This window comes from Natronomonas gomsonensis (assembly GCF_024300825.1).
GTDB classification, from domain to species: Archaea; Halobacteriota; Halobacteria; order Halobacteriales; family Haloarculaceae; genus Natronomonas; species Natronomonas gomsonensis.
In genome coordinates this window covers 1,542,879-1,560,718 of the sequence record NZ_CP101323.1, presented here as the reverse complement: position 1 = coordinate 1,560,718, position 17,840 = coordinate 1,542,879, and the positions used below count along the sequence as shown (strand labels likewise).

16 protein-coding genes are annotated in these 17,840 nt (G+C 65.1%); 8 read left to right on the top strand and 8 right to left on the bottom strand.

What is annotated here, in order from left to right:
• Nucleotides 1-46: 46 nt before the first annotated feature.
• Nucleotides 47-787: a proteasome assembly chaperone family protein gene (locus NMP98_RS08530; RefSeq protein WP_254861085.1), complete on the bottom strand. Its 741-nt coding sequence runs from the start codon at nt 785-787 to the stop codon at nt 47-49.
• Nucleotides 788-887: 100 nt separating this feature from the next.
• Between NMP98_RS08530 and NMP98_RS08525 the strand changes: the two genes are divergently transcribed.
• From NMP98_RS08525 to NMP98_RS08510, 4 genes are read left to right on the top strand one after another with little or no spacing between them, the layout of a single operon-like run.
• Nucleotides 888-1,799: an RsmB/NOP family class I SAM-dependent RNA methyltransferase gene (locus tag NMP98_RS08525; RefSeq protein ID WP_254861084.1), complete on the top strand. Its 912-nt coding sequence runs from the start codon at nt 888-890 to the stop codon at nt 1,797-1,799.
• Nucleotides 1,796-2,320, top strand: coding sequence for a DUF7122 family protein (locus NMP98_RS08520; protein ID WP_254861083.1), 525 nt, complete (start codon nt 1,796-1,798; stop codon nt 2,318-2,320). The genes NMP98_RS08525 and NMP98_RS08520 overlap by 4 nt, the downstream gene beginning before the upstream one ends.
• A complete protein-coding gene (locus NMP98_RS08515; RefSeq protein ID WP_254861082.1) occupies nt 2,317-2,868 on the top strand; it encodes a metallophosphoesterase family protein in 552 nt (183 codons plus the stop codon). Before NMP98_RS08520 ends, NMP98_RS08515 begins: the two co-directional genes overlap by 4 nt.
• A 59-nt stretch (nt 2,869-2,927) precedes the next feature.
• Entirely contained in the window at nt 2,928-3,263 is a 336-nt protein-coding gene (locus tag NMP98_RS08510) for a 2Fe-2S iron-sulfur cluster-binding protein (RefSeq protein ID WP_178916414.1), read from the top strand.
• A gap of 6 nt (nt 3,264-3,269) precedes the next feature.
• Here the strand turns inward: NMP98_RS08510 and NMP98_RS08505 are convergent, their stop codons facing one another.
• From NMP98_RS08505 to NMP98_RS08495, 3 genes are all read right to left on the bottom strand, one after another.
• On the bottom strand, nt 3,270-4,709 hold the full coding sequence (locus tag NMP98_RS08505; RefSeq protein ID WP_254861081.1) for an amidase: 1,440 nt from the start codon (nt 4,707-4,709) through the stop codon (nt 3,270-3,272).
• A gap of 91 nt (nt 4,710-4,800) precedes the next feature.
• Complete coding sequence (locus NMP98_RS08500; protein WP_254861080.1) at nt 4,801-6,171, bottom strand: geranylgeranyl reductase family protein; 1,371 nt, start codon at nt 6,169-6,171, stop codon at nt 4,801-4,803.
• A 58-nt stretch (nt 6,172-6,229) separates the two neighbouring features.
• A complete protein-coding gene (locus NMP98_RS08495) occupies nt 6,230-7,411 on the bottom strand; it encodes an MFS transporter (protein ID WP_254861079.1) in 1,182 nt (393 codons plus the stop codon).
• A 111-nt stretch (nt 7,412-7,522) separates the two neighbouring features.
• On the opposite strand from NMP98_RS08495, the gene NMP98_RS08490 reads away from it, so the two are divergent.
• Nucleotides 7,523-8,353 (top strand): aldo/keto reductase, encoded by an 831-nt coding sequence (locus tag NMP98_RS08490; protein ID WP_367997255.1) that lies wholly within the window; start codon nt 7,523-7,525, stop codon nt 8,351-8,353.
• Nucleotides 8,354-8,412: 59 nt separating this feature from the next.
• Nucleotides 8,413-9,147: a hypothetical protein gene (locus tag NMP98_RS08485; RefSeq protein ID WP_156710498.1), complete on the top strand. Its 735-nt coding sequence runs from the start codon at nt 8,413-8,415 to the stop codon at nt 9,145-9,147.
• On the opposite strand, the gene dnaJ is transcribed toward NMP98_RS08485, so the two are convergent.
• Both dnaJ and NMP98_RS08475 read right to left on the bottom strand, forming a co-directional pair.
• A complete protein-coding gene (gene dnaJ / locus NMP98_RS08480) occupies nt 9,144-10,289 on the bottom strand; it encodes a molecular chaperone DnaJ (RefSeq protein ID WP_254861078.1) in 1,146 nt (381 codons plus the stop codon). The two genes, NMP98_RS08485 and dnaJ, sit on opposite strands and share 4 nt — an antisense overlap.
• 43 nt (nt 10,290-10,332) lie before the next feature.
• Nucleotides 10,333-11,883 (bottom strand): double zinc ribbon domain-containing protein, encoded by a 1,551-nt coding sequence (locus NMP98_RS08475; protein ID WP_254861077.1) that lies wholly within the window; start codon nt 11,881-11,883, stop codon nt 10,333-10,335.
• A 152-nt stretch (nt 11,884-12,035) separates the two neighbouring features.
• Here NMP98_RS08475 and NMP98_RS08470 point away from each other — a divergent pair, with 152 nt between their 5' ends.
• Nucleotides 12,036-14,747 (top strand): tubulin-like doman-containing protein, encoded by a 2,712-nt coding sequence (locus NMP98_RS08470; protein WP_254861076.1) that lies wholly within the window; start codon nt 12,036-12,038, stop codon nt 14,745-14,747.
• Nucleotides 14,748-14,756: 9 nt separating this feature from the next.
• Here the strand turns inward: NMP98_RS08470 and NMP98_RS08465 are convergent, their stop codons facing one another.
• Nucleotides 14,757-15,437: a hypothetical protein gene (locus tag NMP98_RS08465; RefSeq protein ID WP_254861075.1), complete on the bottom strand. Its 681-nt coding sequence runs from the start codon at nt 15,435-15,437 to the stop codon at nt 14,757-14,759.
• Between the two features lie 140 nt (nt 15,438-15,577).
• Here NMP98_RS08465 and NMP98_RS08460 point away from each other — a divergent pair, with 140 nt between their 5' ends.
• Nucleotides 15,578-15,733: a DUF7557 family protein gene (locus NMP98_RS08460; RefSeq protein ID WP_438269630.1), complete on the top strand. Its 156-nt coding sequence runs from the start codon at nt 15,578-15,580 to the stop codon at nt 15,731-15,733.
• Nucleotides 15,734-15,827: 94 nt separating this feature from the next.
• Here NMP98_RS08460 and dnaK read toward each other — a convergent pair whose 3' ends face one another.
• A complete protein-coding gene (dnaK, locus tag NMP98_RS08455; protein WP_254861074.1) occupies nt 15,828-17,774 on the bottom strand; it encodes a molecular chaperone DnaK in 1,947 nt (648 codons plus the stop codon).
• Nucleotides 17,775-17,840 lie beyond the last annotated feature (66 nt).

Genomic DNA, 17,840 nt, shown 5'->3' with positions numbered 1-17,840 from the left:
TTGTTTGTTGTCATACGACCGGCCTAATAGTTCTGGCGCGGTTCCGCTACTGGAACCCGCGAATCGACTGGGCTTGCGTGCTCTCGTCGCGGTCGGCCTCCTGCAGTCGTTCGGCGAGTTGTTTGCGGGCCTCCTGTATCTCGTCGGCGCGCTCCAGTAAGGCGTCGGTTTCGACCTCGATGTCGGCGATTGGACCGATGCCGTGTTCCAGGAGGACGCGGGCGGATTCGGGGTCGGGGAACTGCGGTTCCGTCTGGACGATGAGGCCGACCGCATCGATGCCGGCTTCGCCGGCCCGGTGGAGCAACGCGCCGGTCGGCCCGCTGACGAGGCCGTTCTCTCGTGGTGGGACGATGCCCTCCGCGTCGAGTACGTCGTCCGCGCCACCGGTGGCGACGCCGTACATCTCGGGGACGCCGTCTTTCTCCTCGCCGAGGCCGCTGAGATACAGCGGGAGTACGTCGTGTTCGTCTATCCAGCCCGTAACACACCCGGCGAAATCCGAGGATTGGGTCGGCGAGACGGGCACGTCGCTCTGGAGGACGACGAGGTCACGTTCCTCGTCGGCGTACAGTCGGACGGGCGGACGGACGTCGGAACTCTCGCCGCGGTAGACGGCGACCTTCGGCAATCCATCACAGTGAAGGGCGCCGTAGTAGGTCATCTCGAACTCCTCGACGAGGTGGTCGGCGGCGATTTTCCCGACGAGGCCGGCCCCCGGAAGCCCCTCGACCAGCGTTGGCGAATCCAACTCGATGTCTTCGGCTTCGACCTGAACGTGTGCCATACCGTAGCGAACGGCCGGCCGCGTCTTAATACTGGCCGCCGGAAGCGCTCCGGTGGCCCGGAACCGACACCGACAAACCCGCGGGCGTCCCACGGCGGATATGGACCCGCTCGCCAGATACGACTCGCTCGTCGACGATTCGGCGGCGTTTCACGCGGCCTGCGAGCGACCGCTGCCGTCGGTCGTCCGCGTCAATGACATCAAGGCGACGCCCGACCGCGTCCGTCAAGCGTTCGATGAAGCGGGCATCGGTTACGAGAGCGTCGGCTGGCACGACGGTCTCTTTCGACTCGCAGACGACGTGAAACCGGGAAACACGTGGCCGTTCGTCCACGGCTGGGTGTACGGCCAAGAGGAGGTGTCGGCGGTGCCGGCGCTTGCGGTCGACCCCCAACCGGGCGAGCGCGTCCTCGATTGCTGTGCGGCGCCGGGGAGCAAGACGACCCAACTCGCGGCGCTGATGGACGACCGTGGCCTGCTCGTCGCCAACGACAACAACCTCGGACGGTTGTCGGCGCTGCGGTCGAACGCCGAGCGCTGTGGCGTCTCGAATCTCGTCGTCACCAGAGCCGACGCCCGGAACTTCTCGCTGAAACCGTTCTCCGGCGAACCGTTCGACCGGACGCTCGTCGACGTGCCCTGCTCGTGTGAGGGGACCGTCCGGAAGAACCCCGACGCCGTCGACGACTGGTCGTTGGACCACATCGAGGGCATCGCGGGCGTCCAGAAGGCCATCCTCGGCCGGTCGCTGGAAGTCACCCGCGAGGGCGGCACCGTCGTCTACTCGACGTGTACGTTCGCCCCCGAGGAGAACGAGGCCGTCCTCCAGTACGCCCTCGATGAGTACGACTGCCGACTCCTCGAGTACGACCTCGAACTCGAACACACCCCGGGTATCACCGAGTGGGACGGCGACACCTACGACGAATCGATGACGAGAGCGAAGCGCATCTACCCACATCACAACGACACGGGCGGGTTCTTCTGTGCGAAACTGGAGGTGGGGGCATGACCAGCGAGAACGACAGTTCTCGGAAGAACGACGGACAGGTGTTCAACCGCCTGCCGGCGACCGCTGCCGAACGCGACGACGAGGGTCGGGCGACCCGCAAGGAGGTCGTCGAGTGGTGGGTCGACCGGTTCGGCCTCGACCCCGAGACGTTCGAGAACTACACCTTCTGGGAGAAGGGCGCCGGGAAGGTGTGGGCGTTCGCTTCGGACCTCGAATCGCCGGCGGACGTGGAGGGTCTCGGAATGACGTTCCTGCGGACGCGACAGGAACACTGGAAGCCGACGACCGATGCCGTCCAGCGGTTCGGACGCGAGGCGACGAAGAACGTCGTCGTTCTCGACGCAGACGACGCCCGAGCCTTCCTTCGCGGGGAGGACACCGACCCCGAGTGGGACGGCGACTGGGGGTATCTCATCGCCGCCCACGACATCGCGGGAGGCGTCGAACCCATCGGCGTCGGCCTGTACCTGTACGACGAACTGCGCTCGCAGATGCCGAAGGGCCGACAACGAGAGCTGTGACCCGATTTCTCCTCTCGGACACGCACTTCGACGACGAGGAGGTGCTGTCCTACACCGGCCGCCCCTTCGCCTCCGTCGCCGAGATGAACCGGACGCTCGTGGAGAACTGGAACCGCGTCGTTGAGTCGGACGACGAGGTGCTATTCGTCGGCGACTTCGCGGAACCGTCGGAACCGACGACGGTCCGTCGGTGGCTCGGCCGCCTGAACGGCGACATCACGTTCGTCGCCGGCGACCACGATTCGGGCGTCCGCCGCGGCTACGCCGTCACCACACAGTCGGCCGTCGAGTTCGAGACCGGCGGCCATCGCTTCTACTGCGTTCACGACCCCGAGGCGGCCCCGGCCGACCACGAGGGGTGGGTCGTCCACGGCCACCACCACGACATCCGCCCCGAAACGTACCCCTTCGTCGACCCGACGTCCCGGCGCGTGAACGTCTCCGTCGAACTCCTCGGATACGAACCGATTGCTGTCTCGGAGTTAGTTGGCTATCTCGATTCGGGCGAGCGGTTGGAGCGTCGGCCGTCCGACGGCCGGTGTGGCTGACGGCCACGGGCGGCCCGTCTTGGTAAAGAGTTTTCACGAACTTCGCCCTACGGGCGGGCATGACCGATTACACCGTCGAGTTCGTCGGGACGGGCGAAGAGATTACCGTCTCCGACAAGGAGACCATCCTGAAGCGGTGCATCGACGAAGGCATCGCACAGGAGTACTCCTGCCGTGTCGGGATGTGTCTGGCGTGTTCGGCCAAAATCGAGGCGGGTGAGGTCACCCAACCGGCCGCCCGCGGCCTCACCGACGAGGAAGCCGAGGAGTACGCGCTGACGTGTATGGCACGGCCGCTGTCGGATTTGAAACTCGACCGCGGGAAGTATCCGCCGAGCATCGAGGACGCCGCCGCTGACGCCGACGGCGGGGACGCGGCCGCCGCGGACGACTGACTCGACTCAGACGCCCGGATAACTCCACGGACTCGCTTCTTCGAGGGCCGCAGCGACGCCGAGGAGCCGTGCCTCCGAGTAGGGTTCGCCGACCACCTGCATACCGACGGGGAGTCCCTCCGTGGTGTCTGCGGGGACGTTCACGACCGGGTGGCCGGTCATGTTGAACGGCCACGCCATCGTCCAGTCGGTGGGCATGCCGCTCGTGGACTCGCCGCCGATTTCTGTCGGCATCGGTTCGCCGTGGGTCAGCGGCGGCGTCGCAAGCGTCGGACAGACGAGGGCGTCGTATTCCTCTAGGGCGCCCTCGACGGCGTGATACAGGTCGGTTCGGGGAAAATCGACCGTAGTGTACTCGGAGATGTCGTTGCTTTCGCCCATCGAGACGAGTGTCTGGAGTTCGACGGGCACCTCGTCGGCGTGGTCGCCGAGGAGGTCCATCCCCAGCGATTCGTCGATTTCGGCGACCGAGGTGGCGAAGAACGTCGTCACGGCGACGCTGTAGGCGTGGGTGAGGTCGCCCTTCGATGGCGTATCGAGGGGTACCTCCTCGACGGTTCCCCCGGCCGATTCGAAGTCCGAAAGCGTCGACTCGATTGCCTCCTCGACGCGGGGGTCGACCGCGAAGATATCGAGGTCCGGCGAGTAGGCGATGGAGAGTTCCGACGCATCGGGTGCCGCCTCGACGGCCCCGCGGTAGTCGTCGGGCGTCGGGACGCTGAAGGGGTCGATGCGGTCCTGTCCGGCCATCACGTCGAGCATCACGGCGAGGCTTTCGACGTCGCGGGCCATCGGTCCCAACACGCCGACTGGGGTGTGGCCGCGGTAGCCGTTCGTCCGATTGCCGCGCGGGACGAGGCCGTGACTCGGCTTTACCGAGACGACACCGCAGCAGGACGCTGGATTTCGGAGCGAGCCGCCCACGTCCGAGCCGGTCGCCAGCGCACAGAGGCCGTCGGCCAGCGCCGCTGCGGACCCACCCGAAGAGCCGCCGGCGTTGCGTTCGGGGTCGAACGGCGTCCCCGTCGGCCCCTGTAGCATGTTGTCCGTCCGGACGGTGTGGCCGAGTTCGGGCGTGTTCGTCGTCCCGACGACGACGGCGCCGGCTTCCTCCAGCCGCCGGATAGTGACGCTCGTCTCCTCGGCGACGTGGCTTTCCAGCGGTTTCAGTCCCTTCGTGTTCGGCACGCCGGCTTTCGTCTCCGAGAGGTCCTTCATCGCCAGCGGGACGCCGGCAAGCGGGAGGTCCTCGCCGGCTTCGACTCGTTCGCGCACCTCGCGGGCACGCTCGCGGGCATCATCGGCGAGGACGTTCACGTAGGCGTTGGTCACGTCGTTGCGCTCCTCGATTCGGTCCACGAAGCGGTCGACGATTTCGACGGGGTCGTACTCCCCCGAGTTGACGCCCTCGGCGATGTCGACTGCGGACGCGAAGTAGCGACTCATGTGTCCGTCCGTCTCACGGGGGTGAACTAAGCATTGTGCCGTCAGTAAACGGGTGGTGTGTGCCTGCGGCGCTCGCCCACACGGCAAGCGGTCAGTATTTGGGGTCGGCTCCGGTCACTTCGTAGACCGTCTCCATGAGGTCGTCCCGTCGTGATTGCCAGTCGGCGAAGCCGTCTGGTGTGGCGGGGTAGTCGTCGTAGATGGTCTTCAATTCTCCCGCGAGGTCGTTGAGTTTCTTTACCCTGAACAGCGTCCGCCAGTGGCCGAACGTCTCGAGTGCGGTTCGGATTTTGAGCGGCCAACTCATCGAGGTGGTGCCCTCCGCCCCGAGGGCGTCGACGAGCTGTTGGCCGGGCATCGCGCTGACGATGTCGACGAGTTCGTCCACGTCGTGGGTGCCACCCCAGATGTTGTAGAGGTCCATCGCGGCGAAGCGCTTGCCGAAATCGGTCTGGACGCGGCGGTTGTACTCCCAGAGGGCGGTCTCGTCGGTGGTTCCGTCGGCGATGGCTTCGGCGGCGACTTCGGCGGCCCACACGCCGGCCTTCGCCGCCCCGGGGATGCCGCCGCCGGTACAGGGGTTGACGTGGCCGGCCGCGTCGCCGACGGCGATGTAGCCCGGCGCAACCGCCGAGTCGTAGGGGCGACGGGTGGGGAGGGCGGCGCCGAGTTTGTCCTTCACCGTCGCGCCCTCGAACTCCGGGCGGTTCCGCAGGTCTCGTTTCAGTTCCTTGACGAGCTTCATCGGGGACTTGTTCATCTGAAAGCCTAACCCGACGTTGATTTCGGTGGGGGTCCGCGGGAAGTACCAGAGGTAGCCGAGTTCCGACGCCGGCTTGAACACGATGGCGTCGTGCCACTCGACGGGTTCGGGCACCTCGACGATTTCGCGGTAGGCCGAACAGAACTGCTGGTAGTTGACGTTGGTGTCGAACGTCGTCCCCTCGAAGCTCGCGCGGTCCTGTAGCAGCGACAGGGACCCGGCGGCGTCGACGACGATGTCGGCGTCGAACTCCCGGACCGACCCGCGAGTCGTCGCGGTCACGCCCGTGACGGCGCCGTTCTGGACGACATCTTGGACGACGGTGTCGTAGTGGACGTCCGCGCCGGCGCGGTCGGCCTCTTCCAGCAGCACCTCTCCGTAGCGCTTCCGGTCGACGACGGCGCCGCTCGAATCCCCGAATCCGATGTCGAGGTTCTCGTCGGTTTTCGGGTTCTCGAAGCGAGCGCGCTGGATGTTCTCGTTTGTGAACGACTCCTCGCGGAGGTACTCGAGGTCGATGACGTCGGGGAACGTACTGGTCCCCTTGATGGCGTCGCCACAGGCGATATGGCCGCCGTCGGACGCGGATTTGCGTTCGAGGAGGGCGACATCGAGTCCGTCCCGGGCGGCGGCCGCGGCGGCGAAACAGCCGGCCGTTCCGCCCCCCACGACGGCGATGTCGTACGTTTCTGGAGGCATACCGGGGCGTTCCACGCTCCCGTATAAATAACCTAGCCGTCAAGTGGCAGTCGAACGCTCACACCGACGGAGCGAGTTGCCCTCGGACGGTCGGCCCGACTGCGAGCAGGAACTCGCCGGCCAAAATCGCGACGAGCAGGCCGAAGGCGACGGTCCACCCCGTAAAACCGGCGAGGCCACCGACGACGACGCTCCCGAGTGCACCGAGCAGCATGTAGACCGTGCGAACGAGTCCGAACCCTGCAGCGCGTTCGGTTTCGGCGAGGTTGTCGATGAACCGCGATTGGACGGGTGCGCCCCACGACATCGCGACGCCGACGAGCGGCACGGCGGCGAAGACGGTCGGACCCTCGGGAACGGCGACGAGCGCGCCGTAGCCGACGACGCCGGTGCCGAAGGCGATGGCGGCGGTGCCGTCCCGCCCCACGCGGTCCGAGAGCGCGCCCAAAATCGGCTGAGTGGCGCCGTGGACGACGAAGTACACCGAAAACAGGACACTGGCGGTCGAGACCGACCGCCCGTGGTGTTCGATGAGGAACGCCGGCAGGAACGACGCCGTCGCCTGCCAGCAGAAGGCGCCGCCGACGGCCATCACCGTCGTGTACCGTATCTCCGGCCGCGAGAGCAACTCGCGAAGGGGTTCGACTTCGAGCCGCGACCGCATGGTGAGGTCGGGGCGGGCTGGCGGTGTCCGCCGTATCTGCCAGTAAAACAGTACGAAGACGGGGACGGCGACGGCGGCACCAAGCAGCATCGCTGTCCGCCACCCGTAGCGTGCGCCGACCGCTGCGGCGGCGACGGGGGTCGCGAGGCCGGCCAACGGCCCGCCGGAGACGTGGACGCCGATTGCGCGACCGACCTGTTCGAAGTGGCGGGCGAGAAACGAGGTCGCAACGCTGTAGTGGAGGCCAGCCCCCGCACCGAGCGCGACGACGGTCAACGCGAAGACGGCGAACGTCGGCGACAGCGACAGCAGGAGGCTCGCCCCGGCAGTGATACCGACGGCCGTGAGGATGACGCCCCGCTCCCCGAAGCGGTCGGCGAGGATGCCGCTCGGAAACTGCGAGAGGGCGTAGGCGGCCCACATTCCAGAGAGGGCGAGGCCGACGGCACCCTTCGACACCGTGAAATCGGCGGTGATGTCGGGCACCAACGGGCTGATAGCCAGCCGTGCGACCATCGTCGCAGTGAACGCGAGCGTACACAGCGCGAGAGCGACGTATCGGTACTGAACGGCCACGAACGCGCTTCAGTATCCGCCGACAACACCCTTGCGGTTTCCCGTCGTTGAATCGAGGGGACCCTCGCCGGTGTCGCAACGGTTTTCGGCGACACCCTCGAAGCCAACGGTATGTCACAACAGGAGAGCAACAGCGTTCCCGACCACAGCGGCATGCCGGCGCTCGGCTTCGGCACGTGGCAGAACGACGACCCCGAACAGTGTACCGAATCGGTCCGTACCGCCCTCGAAGCCGGTTATCGACACGTCGACACCGCACAGGCCTACGGCAACGAGGCGGCCGTCGGTGCGGGTATCGACGCCGCGTCCGTCGACCGCGAGGACGTGTTCCTCGCGACGAAAGTGTGGATAGACCAACTGGCCCACGACGACGTACTCGCTTCGACGGAGGCGAGCCTCGACCGCCTCGGCACCGACTATCTCGACTTGCTGTACGTCCACTGGCCGGCCGACGCCTACGACCCCGAGGGGACGCTGTCGGCCTTCGAGGAACTGTACGATGCCGGCACCATCGAGCGCATCGGCGTCTCGAATTTCGAACCCGAACATCTCGACGTCGCTCGCGAGGCCATCGACGCACCCATCTTCGCCAACCAGGTCGAGATGCACCCGCTGCTCCAGCAGCGAGAACTGCGGGAGTACTGCGAGGATGCGGGCATCGAACTCGTCGCGTACTCGCCGCTGGCCAGAGGCGACGTCTTCGACGTCGACGTGCTCTCGGACATCGCCGACGACCACGGCGTCAGCGAGGCGGCGGTGAGTCTCGCGTGGCTCCGTGAGAAGGGCGTCACCGCGATTCCGAAGGCGACCAGCGAGGCCCACATCCGCGACAACTGGTCGTCGCTCGGCGTCGACCTCTCGGCGGCCGATATCGAGCGCATCGACGACATCGACGAACAACGGCGACTCATCGACCCCGACTTCGGCCCCGACGGCTGGTAAGCCTCGGCCGGCCCCCGATAGCCGGAACCTATTTTTAATCGCGCCGGGACGGTGCGGGTATGTCAGACGGCGGTCTCGTCGAGGGAATCAAGATTGACGTTGTACGGCTCCACGAGACGTGGATGGAGTTGGTGTTCCCGCGACAGCGAACCGCCGTCCACAGCGTGCTCGGCAAGTGGCAACCCCGGACGCAGGGTGACAAAATCAAATACCGGCTGTGGATGGCGTTGGGCGTCCCCATCGTCGCCCTGCTGTATCCGCTGTTGCTCGTCGGCTTCGCCGCCCGATTCAACGCCAGCCGATTCGACAGCGCGACGACGCGACTGGGCGTCATCGGCGTGGTCGTCCTCGCGGCGGTGCTGTGGGGACTGCTGACCGCACTCGCCCGCGTACGGCTCTCCTTCGACGGCTTCGTCGCCGTCGGCGCCGCCAGCGTCGTCGCTGTCGTCTCTGCCGGTTTGGCGGCCGGATTCACTCGCCTCGGTGGCCGCGGGACGACCGTCGTCTTCGCCTACCCCTTCGCGATGAACGCCATCTTCCTGCCGCCGGTCGTCGCGGCGCTGTACGACCCCTCGCTGAGCGGCGTCCTCGAAGGCAGCGAGGAACTCGCCATCTACCTGCTGGACAACATTCTGTTCGTCGGTGGTCTCAACGAGTTCCTCCGGAACAACTACAGTCTCGAAGGCATCGGGGTCGTGTTGATGTGGGTCGGCATCGCCACGCCGCTGGGGTGGTTGCTCGGCTGTACGGTTACGCTCGCGGACCTCGTTCGTCCGAGGTCCGGCGACGACTAGAAAGAGTTCTTCAACTTCTCGAAGAAGCCCTGTTCTACGTCTATCTCCTCGCCACCAGCCTCGGCGAAGGCCTCCAGAGCCTCCCGCTGTTCGTCGTTGAGGTTGTCGGGCGTGACGATTTGCACCTTCACGTAGAGGTCGCCGTGGCCACGGCGCTGGAGTCGCGGCATCCCCTTATCGCGTAGGCGGAACGTCTCGCCGCTTTGGGTGCCGGCCGGAACGTCCATCTCGACGGTGCCGTCCATCGTTGGCACTTCGACGGTGTCGCCGAAGACGGCCTGCGGGAAGGAGATGGGGTGTCGATACCGGAGGTCGTCGCCGTCGCGTTCGAACTCCTCGCCTTCCTCGACTTCGATTTCGACGAGCAGGTCGCCCTTCGGCCCGCCGTTCTCTCCGGGGGCGCCCTCCCGCTCCATCCGGAGCGTCTGGCCGCTTCGGATGCCCGCGGGCACTTCGACCTGTAGGGTCGTCTCGTTTCGGATTTGCCCCTCGCCGCGGCAGGTCGAACACGTCTCGGAATAAATCGTCCCCTCGCCGTCGCACTGCTGGCAGGTCTGAGTCTGCTGAACTCGTCCCAGGGGCGTCTGGCGGACCGTCGTCCGCTGGCCCTGGCCGTTACACGCCGAACAGGTGCGAGCGTCGGCGTCCGGCGGGTGGCCCGCGCCGTCACAGTCCGGACACGTCTCCGGGCGCGTGATGGTGAGTTGCTTCGTGACGCCCTCGTAGGCCTCCGCCAGTTCGACGGTGAGCCGCGTCTTCAGGTCCGCACCCTGTCGGGGGCCGGACTGAGAGCCGCCACCGCCGAAGAACTGCTCGAAGATGTCGTTCATCCCGCCTGCTCCGCCACCGCCGCCACCGAACGGGCCACCCATACCGCCCATGCCGCCGGCGCCCGAATCCGTCGCGCCGCGCTTGTCGGCCTGCTCGAAGCGCTCGTGGCCCATCTGGTCGTACATCTGGCGCTTCTCGTCGTCCAACAGCACCTCCTTTGCCTTCTTGGCTTTCTTGAACTTCTCCTCGGCGTTCGGGTCGTCCGAAACGTCCGGATGGTACTCCGAGGCTTTCTCCCTGAATGCGCTCTTGATTTCGTCTTCGCTGGCGTCGCGGTCGACGCCCAGCACCGAGTAGAAGTCCTCGCTCATTCGTTGTAGGGGGTAATCGGTTGAGACACTTCAAAAGAACGGGTCACGCCTCGAAGTCGTGCCCGCATCGCTCACAGAATCGCTCGTCGTCGACCCGGGTCGCATCACAGACCGGGCAGGCCTCTTCGAGGCGGCTGCCACACTCCGGACAGTACACCTCCCCTTCGACGCCAGTCCCACACACCGGACACTGCTCGTGGAGTGACTGCCCACAGGCCGGACAGTACTGGCGGTCCTCCGAAACCTCGGTCGAACAGACCGGACACGGAATCGTCGCTGGTTCAGTTTCTGGTTCGGGTTCTGGTTCAGTTTCTGGTTCGGGTTCTGGTTCAGTTTCTGGTTCGGGTTCTGGTTCAGTTTCTGGTTCGGGTTCTGGTTCAGTTTCTGGTTCGGGTTCCGGCGTCGGTCCGCCGCTTCCCGACATCGACGATGGCGACTTGAAGGCGCCTTCGTCGTCGGGAATTTCGGGGGAAGCGGAGCCACAGACGTAGCGGTCCAGCCAGTCGTCGAGTCGTCGACCGGCCACCTCGGCGACGATATCGACGAAGGCGGTGTGGGTGAGTGGCCGGTTGTAGGCATTGATGCGACGGAACACGTCCTGGAACGTCGACTCGCCGCCGGTCGCCTCGCGGATTTCGAGGTCCAGGGCGGCGAGAACGCGACGACCCTTCGTGTAGTAAGCCTGACTGCTGGTCCACTGCTTTGGGTCGACCAGCACCGACCCCGAATCCCGGTTCGTCGAGACGTAGTCGTGGAACGCCGAGAACGGTGCCTGACCGCGACGGTAGGTGAAAAGAGACGCGTAGTACTCCGTCGTCGCCTCGACGAGCCACTTCGTCGACGCCGAGCGGTCCCACTCCTGTCGCGTGTGGACGTACTCGTGAATCCACGTGTTGTTGACGTTGTCGAGTCGACAGTCGTCCTGTGTCCAAAAGCCGTTGGCGCCGCTTTGGACGCCGAGAGAGCCCCATCCGACGCCGGTCGGGGCGGCGATGGCGAGGACTTCGTCGTTTCGACCGCCGACATCGAGACGGGCGGCGGCGTCGCCCAGCGCCGACAGCACGGCGTCGACCGACGGGCGGAGCGCCGCCGCCTCGGGAACGACGAGCCGGAACCGCTGGCCAGCGGTGGTGTCGGTGTACTCGTCGTGGGGGCCGAGGTACATCACCGAACCGTCGGAACTGGTGACGCCCTCACCGTCGACGTCGTAGCGTCGCTGCAACGCCGGCTCGGCACCTCGGTACTGGTAGGCGATGCTCAGTTGTGGGCGCTGTACGATGGCCCAATCGCCGGCGTCGACGTACCGGTAGGTTCCCGGTCCGCCGGTGTCGGCCGAGAGACTCCCGCTCAACCGCGCGGGGTTCGTCGCCCCGTCCCAGTCGTACTGGCGTCCGTTCGTCCGAAAGCCTCGGGTGCCGTCGACGGCGAGCGTCGAGGGGATGGCGACGCTACAGCCCGTCAGCCGGTCGGCGAAGTCGTACTCGATGTCGAGTTCGACGGTGCCCTCCGTGGCGGTATCGAGACGAACCATCGTCGCCTGGACGATGTCCGCGGCGTTTCGATTCGTCGCACCCTGTTCCCCGCGTCGGTTCACACGCCGACTGATTCGGCCAGCAATAAAAACGTCTCGCCGGCGGGCCGGCCGTTCGGTCACTTGGTGGTCGACCCGACGCGTCCAGTCGGACTCCGTCGCTCGGTTTTGAGGTGACCCAAGGGATTAAATAACTGATTTCTGTTTAGCCTAATATGGCTGGCAAAGAGCCGTCACCGACGTTTCTCATCGGGGTGGGACAGGCCGGAATCGAGGTTCTCGAAACCCTCAAACGACACGTCCCGGAAGAGGAGTCGGCGTACTTCGACTATCTGATTGTCGACTCCAACATGAGCGAGCTCAACAGCTCCTCGATAGAGAAGAACCTCTATCTGAAGACCCCCGACACGCTGGTCGGAACGCACCGCGAGGAGTTCCCGTTTCTGACCAACAGCATGCGGTTCGGAGCGAAGGGCGCGGAGCGCCAACGCCCCGTCGGTCGGTACAAGTTCGACAATCCCGAGGAGCCGAGTTTCTCCGACGTGTTCAAGACGATTCAGCGTAACGTCAACCGGTTCCGACAGGACCACCAGACCGCGCTCACGTCTTCGAACAAACACATCAACATCCTGCTTGTGAACTCCCTCGGCGGGGGGACCGGAAGCGGGACGTTCCCGATTCTGACCGGCATTCTCCACCACCTCGCCGAGAACATCCGCAACCGGAACAACATGTTCGCCTACCTCGGCGGGTTCGGCGTCGTCCCCGAGTTCGAGTTCGGTCGGGACATCAAACAGCTCCCGGGCGACGACGGGCGGTACTACGCCAACAGTTACGCCGCACTGCGTGACCTCGAACACCTGCTCAACGCCGACGCCAACGACAGCCTCCGGCTCCCGATTCACTCTCGACACGACCCCGACGGGGACACCTCGACGAGCGACGCTATCGACGCCGCCCTCGAGGAGAACGCCTTCGAGTTCGACACCCAGCCGTTCAACGACTACTTCCTCGTCGGCGTCAACGAGGACAAAATCGAGGGTGAACAGTCCTCCGCCGGCCTCGAACGCTACGACCAGATGATAGACAACACCGTCGCCGAATCCATCTACACGATGGCGAAACACGGCGACGACATGGAGAACGTCTCCGGCGTCTCCGACACCGACCCCCGGGTCGGAACCGTCGTCGAAACGGAAGTCGAGATTCCCCACGAGACGCTCCGAATCTACTGTGAGACGAAATCCGAAATCGAGGCGCTGGAGAGCCTGCTGTATGCGGGTCGCTCCTCGCTGGAAGCGACGGACTCGGACCTCGACGCCATCGAACACCTCGTGCGGAACTCGGATGTGGTCTTCGAGCAACTGGACCCCGAGGAGGCGAGCGAGACCAAACGCGAAGTCCGTGAGATAATCGACAACAGCCTCGGCGGCGGCGTCAACATGGTCAACCGGACCCGCGAGGACATCGCGTCGGTGCTCGACCAAGTCGAGGCCGAACACGACCTGCGGTTCGTCCCCTTCGCGCTCGACGAAATCGAGTCCGCACTCGACGAGCAAGAGCCGAAAGTTCGCGAGAAACGCGAGGAGACGGTTTCGGAGATGTGGAAACACTTCGAACTCTCCTCACACCCCGAGTTCGGCGACGTTTCTCGGGTCAACCAGAAGGCGCGAAACCTCTTCGACTTCCTCCGGGGCCGAATCGAGGACACCAAGGTCGAACTCGAGGAGGTCGAGGAGTCCTTCTGGGACGGCAAGCCCGGGATCAAAGGCCGCGAGGAGAAACTCAACAGTCGACTGTCGAACCTGAAGGAGGCACTCGAACGGCTCCGAGAGGTCGAGGACGACTACGACGGACTCAACGACCTCAGCGACGGCATCGTCGACCAGCGTGCCGAAATCGAGAGTCGACTCAAACACAAGAAACGCGAACTCGGCGACGCCCGAGACGACCTCAAGTCGCTTCGTCGTGAACTCACCGACCCCGACCAATCGGGGCTTCGCATCGCACGGATGCCCCTCGAACCCGAGGCCCTCGAGGAGGTGACGCTCGAAAAACTGGAGACGGACCTCACGGATATCGAGTCGTATCTCGACGAGGGATACGTCGACCGCGACGACTTCCTCGAGGCTATCGCCCGGCGCTACGAGCGGTGTTTCCAGAAGGAACCGCGACTCGTTCTCGACGTCGACGAGGACGACGCGCCCGACGACGCTCTCAATTACTTCCAGAGTCTCGGGATGATAGAGACGGACATGTACATCGTCTACGACGACGACAACGAGGATGCCATCTCCTTCGAGCGTGTTTCGACGGCGAGTTCGGGGTACAACCGCTACACGGACGACAGCTACGACTCCCATCGCGTCAAGTTCGTCGCCTACGTCCGAACCGGTCCAGTCGACGTGTTGCGACTGTATCAGGAACTGGACTCCTACGCCGACGACGGCGGCCTCGACGACCTCGTCGCCCAACACTGGGACGACTACCGACTGGCGTTCGCCTATCCCGAGTGGTACGGCCGCGATGTTCGGTCGGTGTTCGGGACCGACAAGACCATTCAGTTGCCGATGCCGCCGGAACCGAAACTGGAGTACGTCCAACTCGAAACCGGCGCCGCCGACGAGGGCGAACTGAAACACGAGTTCATCAGCCGCGACGGCGTCGTCAGCTACCTCTATCAGGGCGTCCTCTGGGATAACTACGAAGACGGTGCCATCGGGTTCCGCGGGTGGAAGCAAGCACTCGATGGGGTCCAACTCGGCTGGAACGCCGTCCAGGAACTCTCGCCCGCCTCCGAGAAGAAGCGCCAGTGGCTCGCCGGCAACGTCTCCTGGGAGGAACTGCTCGAGGAGTACGCCCGCGAGTTCGAGGACCGCGAGGGAATCAAAATAGAGTTCGTCGACGAGGAAGCGACCGCGGACTGAACCGCTCGACTACCAGTCGGGGCCGGAGTTGCGTCGACGATAGATGACGACGGCGCCGCCGATGACGGCGACGACGATGGCCAAAGCGCCGATACCGGCGAGTACCTGCATGACGAGGCTGGTCCGGGTTCCGTCCGCTATCTCTGACTGAAGGGACTCGATTCGGTTGTCGGGGCTGTTCGACGCGTTGGCTTGGGCGGTGAACGACGATTCGCCGGGCGTGCCGCCCGCGGTCTCGTAGCTCACCGTCGCCGTTCCGGCGTCGATGGTGTCGGCGGTGGTGCCGCCGGTGAAGTAGGTGGCGAACTCAACGCGGATGGTCGTCCCGGCGGGGATTTCGCCCTCTGCAGGCGTCAACCGAACCTCGCCGGCGCGGTACTGGCGGTCGAATGAAATGGACTGGCTCCCCTCGACGAACACCTCTATCGAGTCGGTGTCGAGGACGGCCGCGTCCGTCCCTTCGATGACGATTTCGGGGTCGACCGCGGTTTCGCCCTCGACGGTGAACTGCCCGTCGACGGTTATCTCGTTCGGCGTCTCGGCGTCTTCGCCGTAGCCGGCGAGGGTTCCGTCGAACTCGCCGCTGACTTCGATGTCGGCGGCGGCCACCCCAGCGAAGACAGAGGAGAACAGAGTCGCGACGACAACCACAACGGCAACCCGCTTTGCGTCTCCGTACAGTCGTGTCATGGACAGTATTCACCCGACACGGAGGAGATTTAGTTCTTTGGCAACCGTCCGCTGACGCGCTCCCACCAAGAGGAGTGAGTCTACAGGACGAGGTGCCCCCGTCCCCGGAACTTTTCAAGCCGTGCCGCGAACCGACAGGTATACCTGAAGTACGTCTCGACCGGGAGACGCTCGAGCGCCTCGACAACCTCCGCATCGAGGACGAATCCTACGACGAACTCATCACCGAACTCATCAACATCTACGAGGCCGAAGAGTTGACGCTGTCACACGCCGGCGACCACGTCGGCGAGTAGCGTAACTGGAGGTCCTTTTTGCGGACGGGCACCGCTACTGAGACAGTCGTCGCAAAAATCGGGTCGTCTTCAGAGCCGACGACTCGGACTCGCCTTACTCCTCGTCTTCGTCGACGTCCTCGAAGTCGGCGTCGACGTACTCCTCGCCGTCGGCATCGCCGGCGCCACCGGGACCAGCACCCGCACCGGGGCCGGCACCGCCCATGCCGCCCATGCCGCCGGCGCCCGCCGCGCCGCCGGGGCCGCCAGCGCCTGCAGCACCGCCTGCGGCCTGTTGTTCGTACATCTGCTTGCCGATTTCCTGCAGTTGCTCCGAGAGGCTCTCGGTGGCGGATTCAAGCGCCTCGGAGGCCTCGTCGAGTTCGTCGCTGTCGACCTCGGTGTACTCCTCGAGGGCTTCCTCGACGCGTTCGATTTCGGCTTCGATGTCGGACTGGAGGTCGTCGTCGAGTTCCTCGTCGTTCTCCTCTAGCAGCGTCTCGGCGCGCTGGATGGACGATTCGGCCTCGTTGCGTGCCTCGACGAACGCCCGTCGCTGCTGGTCTTCCTCGGCGTGAGCCTCGGCTTCCTCCTGCATCTCCTCGATTTCCTCGTCGGAGAGGCCGACGCCGCCCTCGATGGTGATTTCCTCGGAGTTGCCGGAGCCCTGATCCTCCGCGGAGACGTTGACGATGCCGTTTTCGTCGATGTTGAACGACACCTCGATTTGCGGCGTTCCGGCGGGGGCCGGCGGGATGCCGGTCAACTGGAAGGCGCCGAGCAGTTCGTTCTCCTCGGCGATTTCACGCTCACCCTGGAAGACCCGGACGTTGACGGAGGTCTGGTTGTCCGCCGCGGTCGTGAAGATTTTTGACTCCTCGGTCGGGATGGTCGTGTTCTTGTCGATGAGGCGCTCGAAGAGGCCGCCCTTGACCTCGATACCGAGCGAAAGCGGCGTCACGTCCAGCAGGACGATGTCGTCGACGTCGCCGGAGAGGACGCCACCCTGAATCGCCGCACCCAGCGCGACGGCCTCGTCGGGGTTGACGTTCTTCTTCGGCTCTTGGCCGGTCATCTCCTCGACCTTCTCTTGGACCTGCGGCATCCGCGTGGACCCACCGACGAGGATGACCTCGTCGATGTCGCCCTTCGAGTAGCCGGCGTCGGAGAGCGCCTGCTCGGTCGGGCCGACGGTCCGTTCGACGAGGTCGCTCGTCAGCGACTCGAACTTCGCGCGCGTCATCTTCTCTTCGAGGTTGAGCGGCCCCTCGTCGGTCGCGGCGATGAAGGGAAGGTTGATGGTGGTCTCCTTCCGCGAGGAGAGTTCGATTTTGGCCTCCTCGGCGGCGTCCTTCAGCCGTTGGAGTGCCTGTCGGTCCTCTCGGAGGTCGATGCCGTTCTCCTCCTCGAAGGAGTCAGCGAGGTAGTCGATGATGGCCTCGTCCCAGTCGTCGCCGCCGAGGTCGTTGTCGCCGTTCGTGGCGACGACCTCGTAGACGCCGCCGCCCAAATCGAGGATGGACACGTCGAAGGTGCCGCCCCCGAGGTCGTACACGAGGACGGTCTGGTCGGACTCGTCGTCGAGGCCGTAGGCCATCGCGGCTGCGGTCGGCTCGTTGACGATGCGGTCGACCTCGAAGCCGGCGATTTCGCCGGCGTCCTTCGTGGCCTGTCGCTGTTTGTCGTTGAAGTACGCCGGCACCGTGATGACGGCCTTCTCGATGTCGTCGCCGAGGTACTCCTCGGCGTCGCGTTTGATTTTCTGCAGAATCATCGCCGAAATCTGCTCCGGCGAGTAGTCGTCGCCTTCGATTTCGACGGTGTAGTCGTCTTCGCCCATGTGCCGCTTGATGGACTGGATGGTCCGCTCGGGGTTCTGGACGGCCTGGTTCTTCGCGGGCTTGCCGACCAGTCGCTCGCCGTCGTCGGTGAAGGCGACGACGGATGGCGTCGTCCGCTCACCCTCGCCGTTGACGATGATTTCGGGGTCCCCACCCTCCATCACCGCAAACGCCGAGTTGGTGGTACCGAGGTCGATACCGAGAATCTTGTTGCTCGCCATGTTGGCCGTACCTATCGGTCTGAATCGGTTAAAAGTTGCTAGATACGGTGACTCACGCTCGCTACC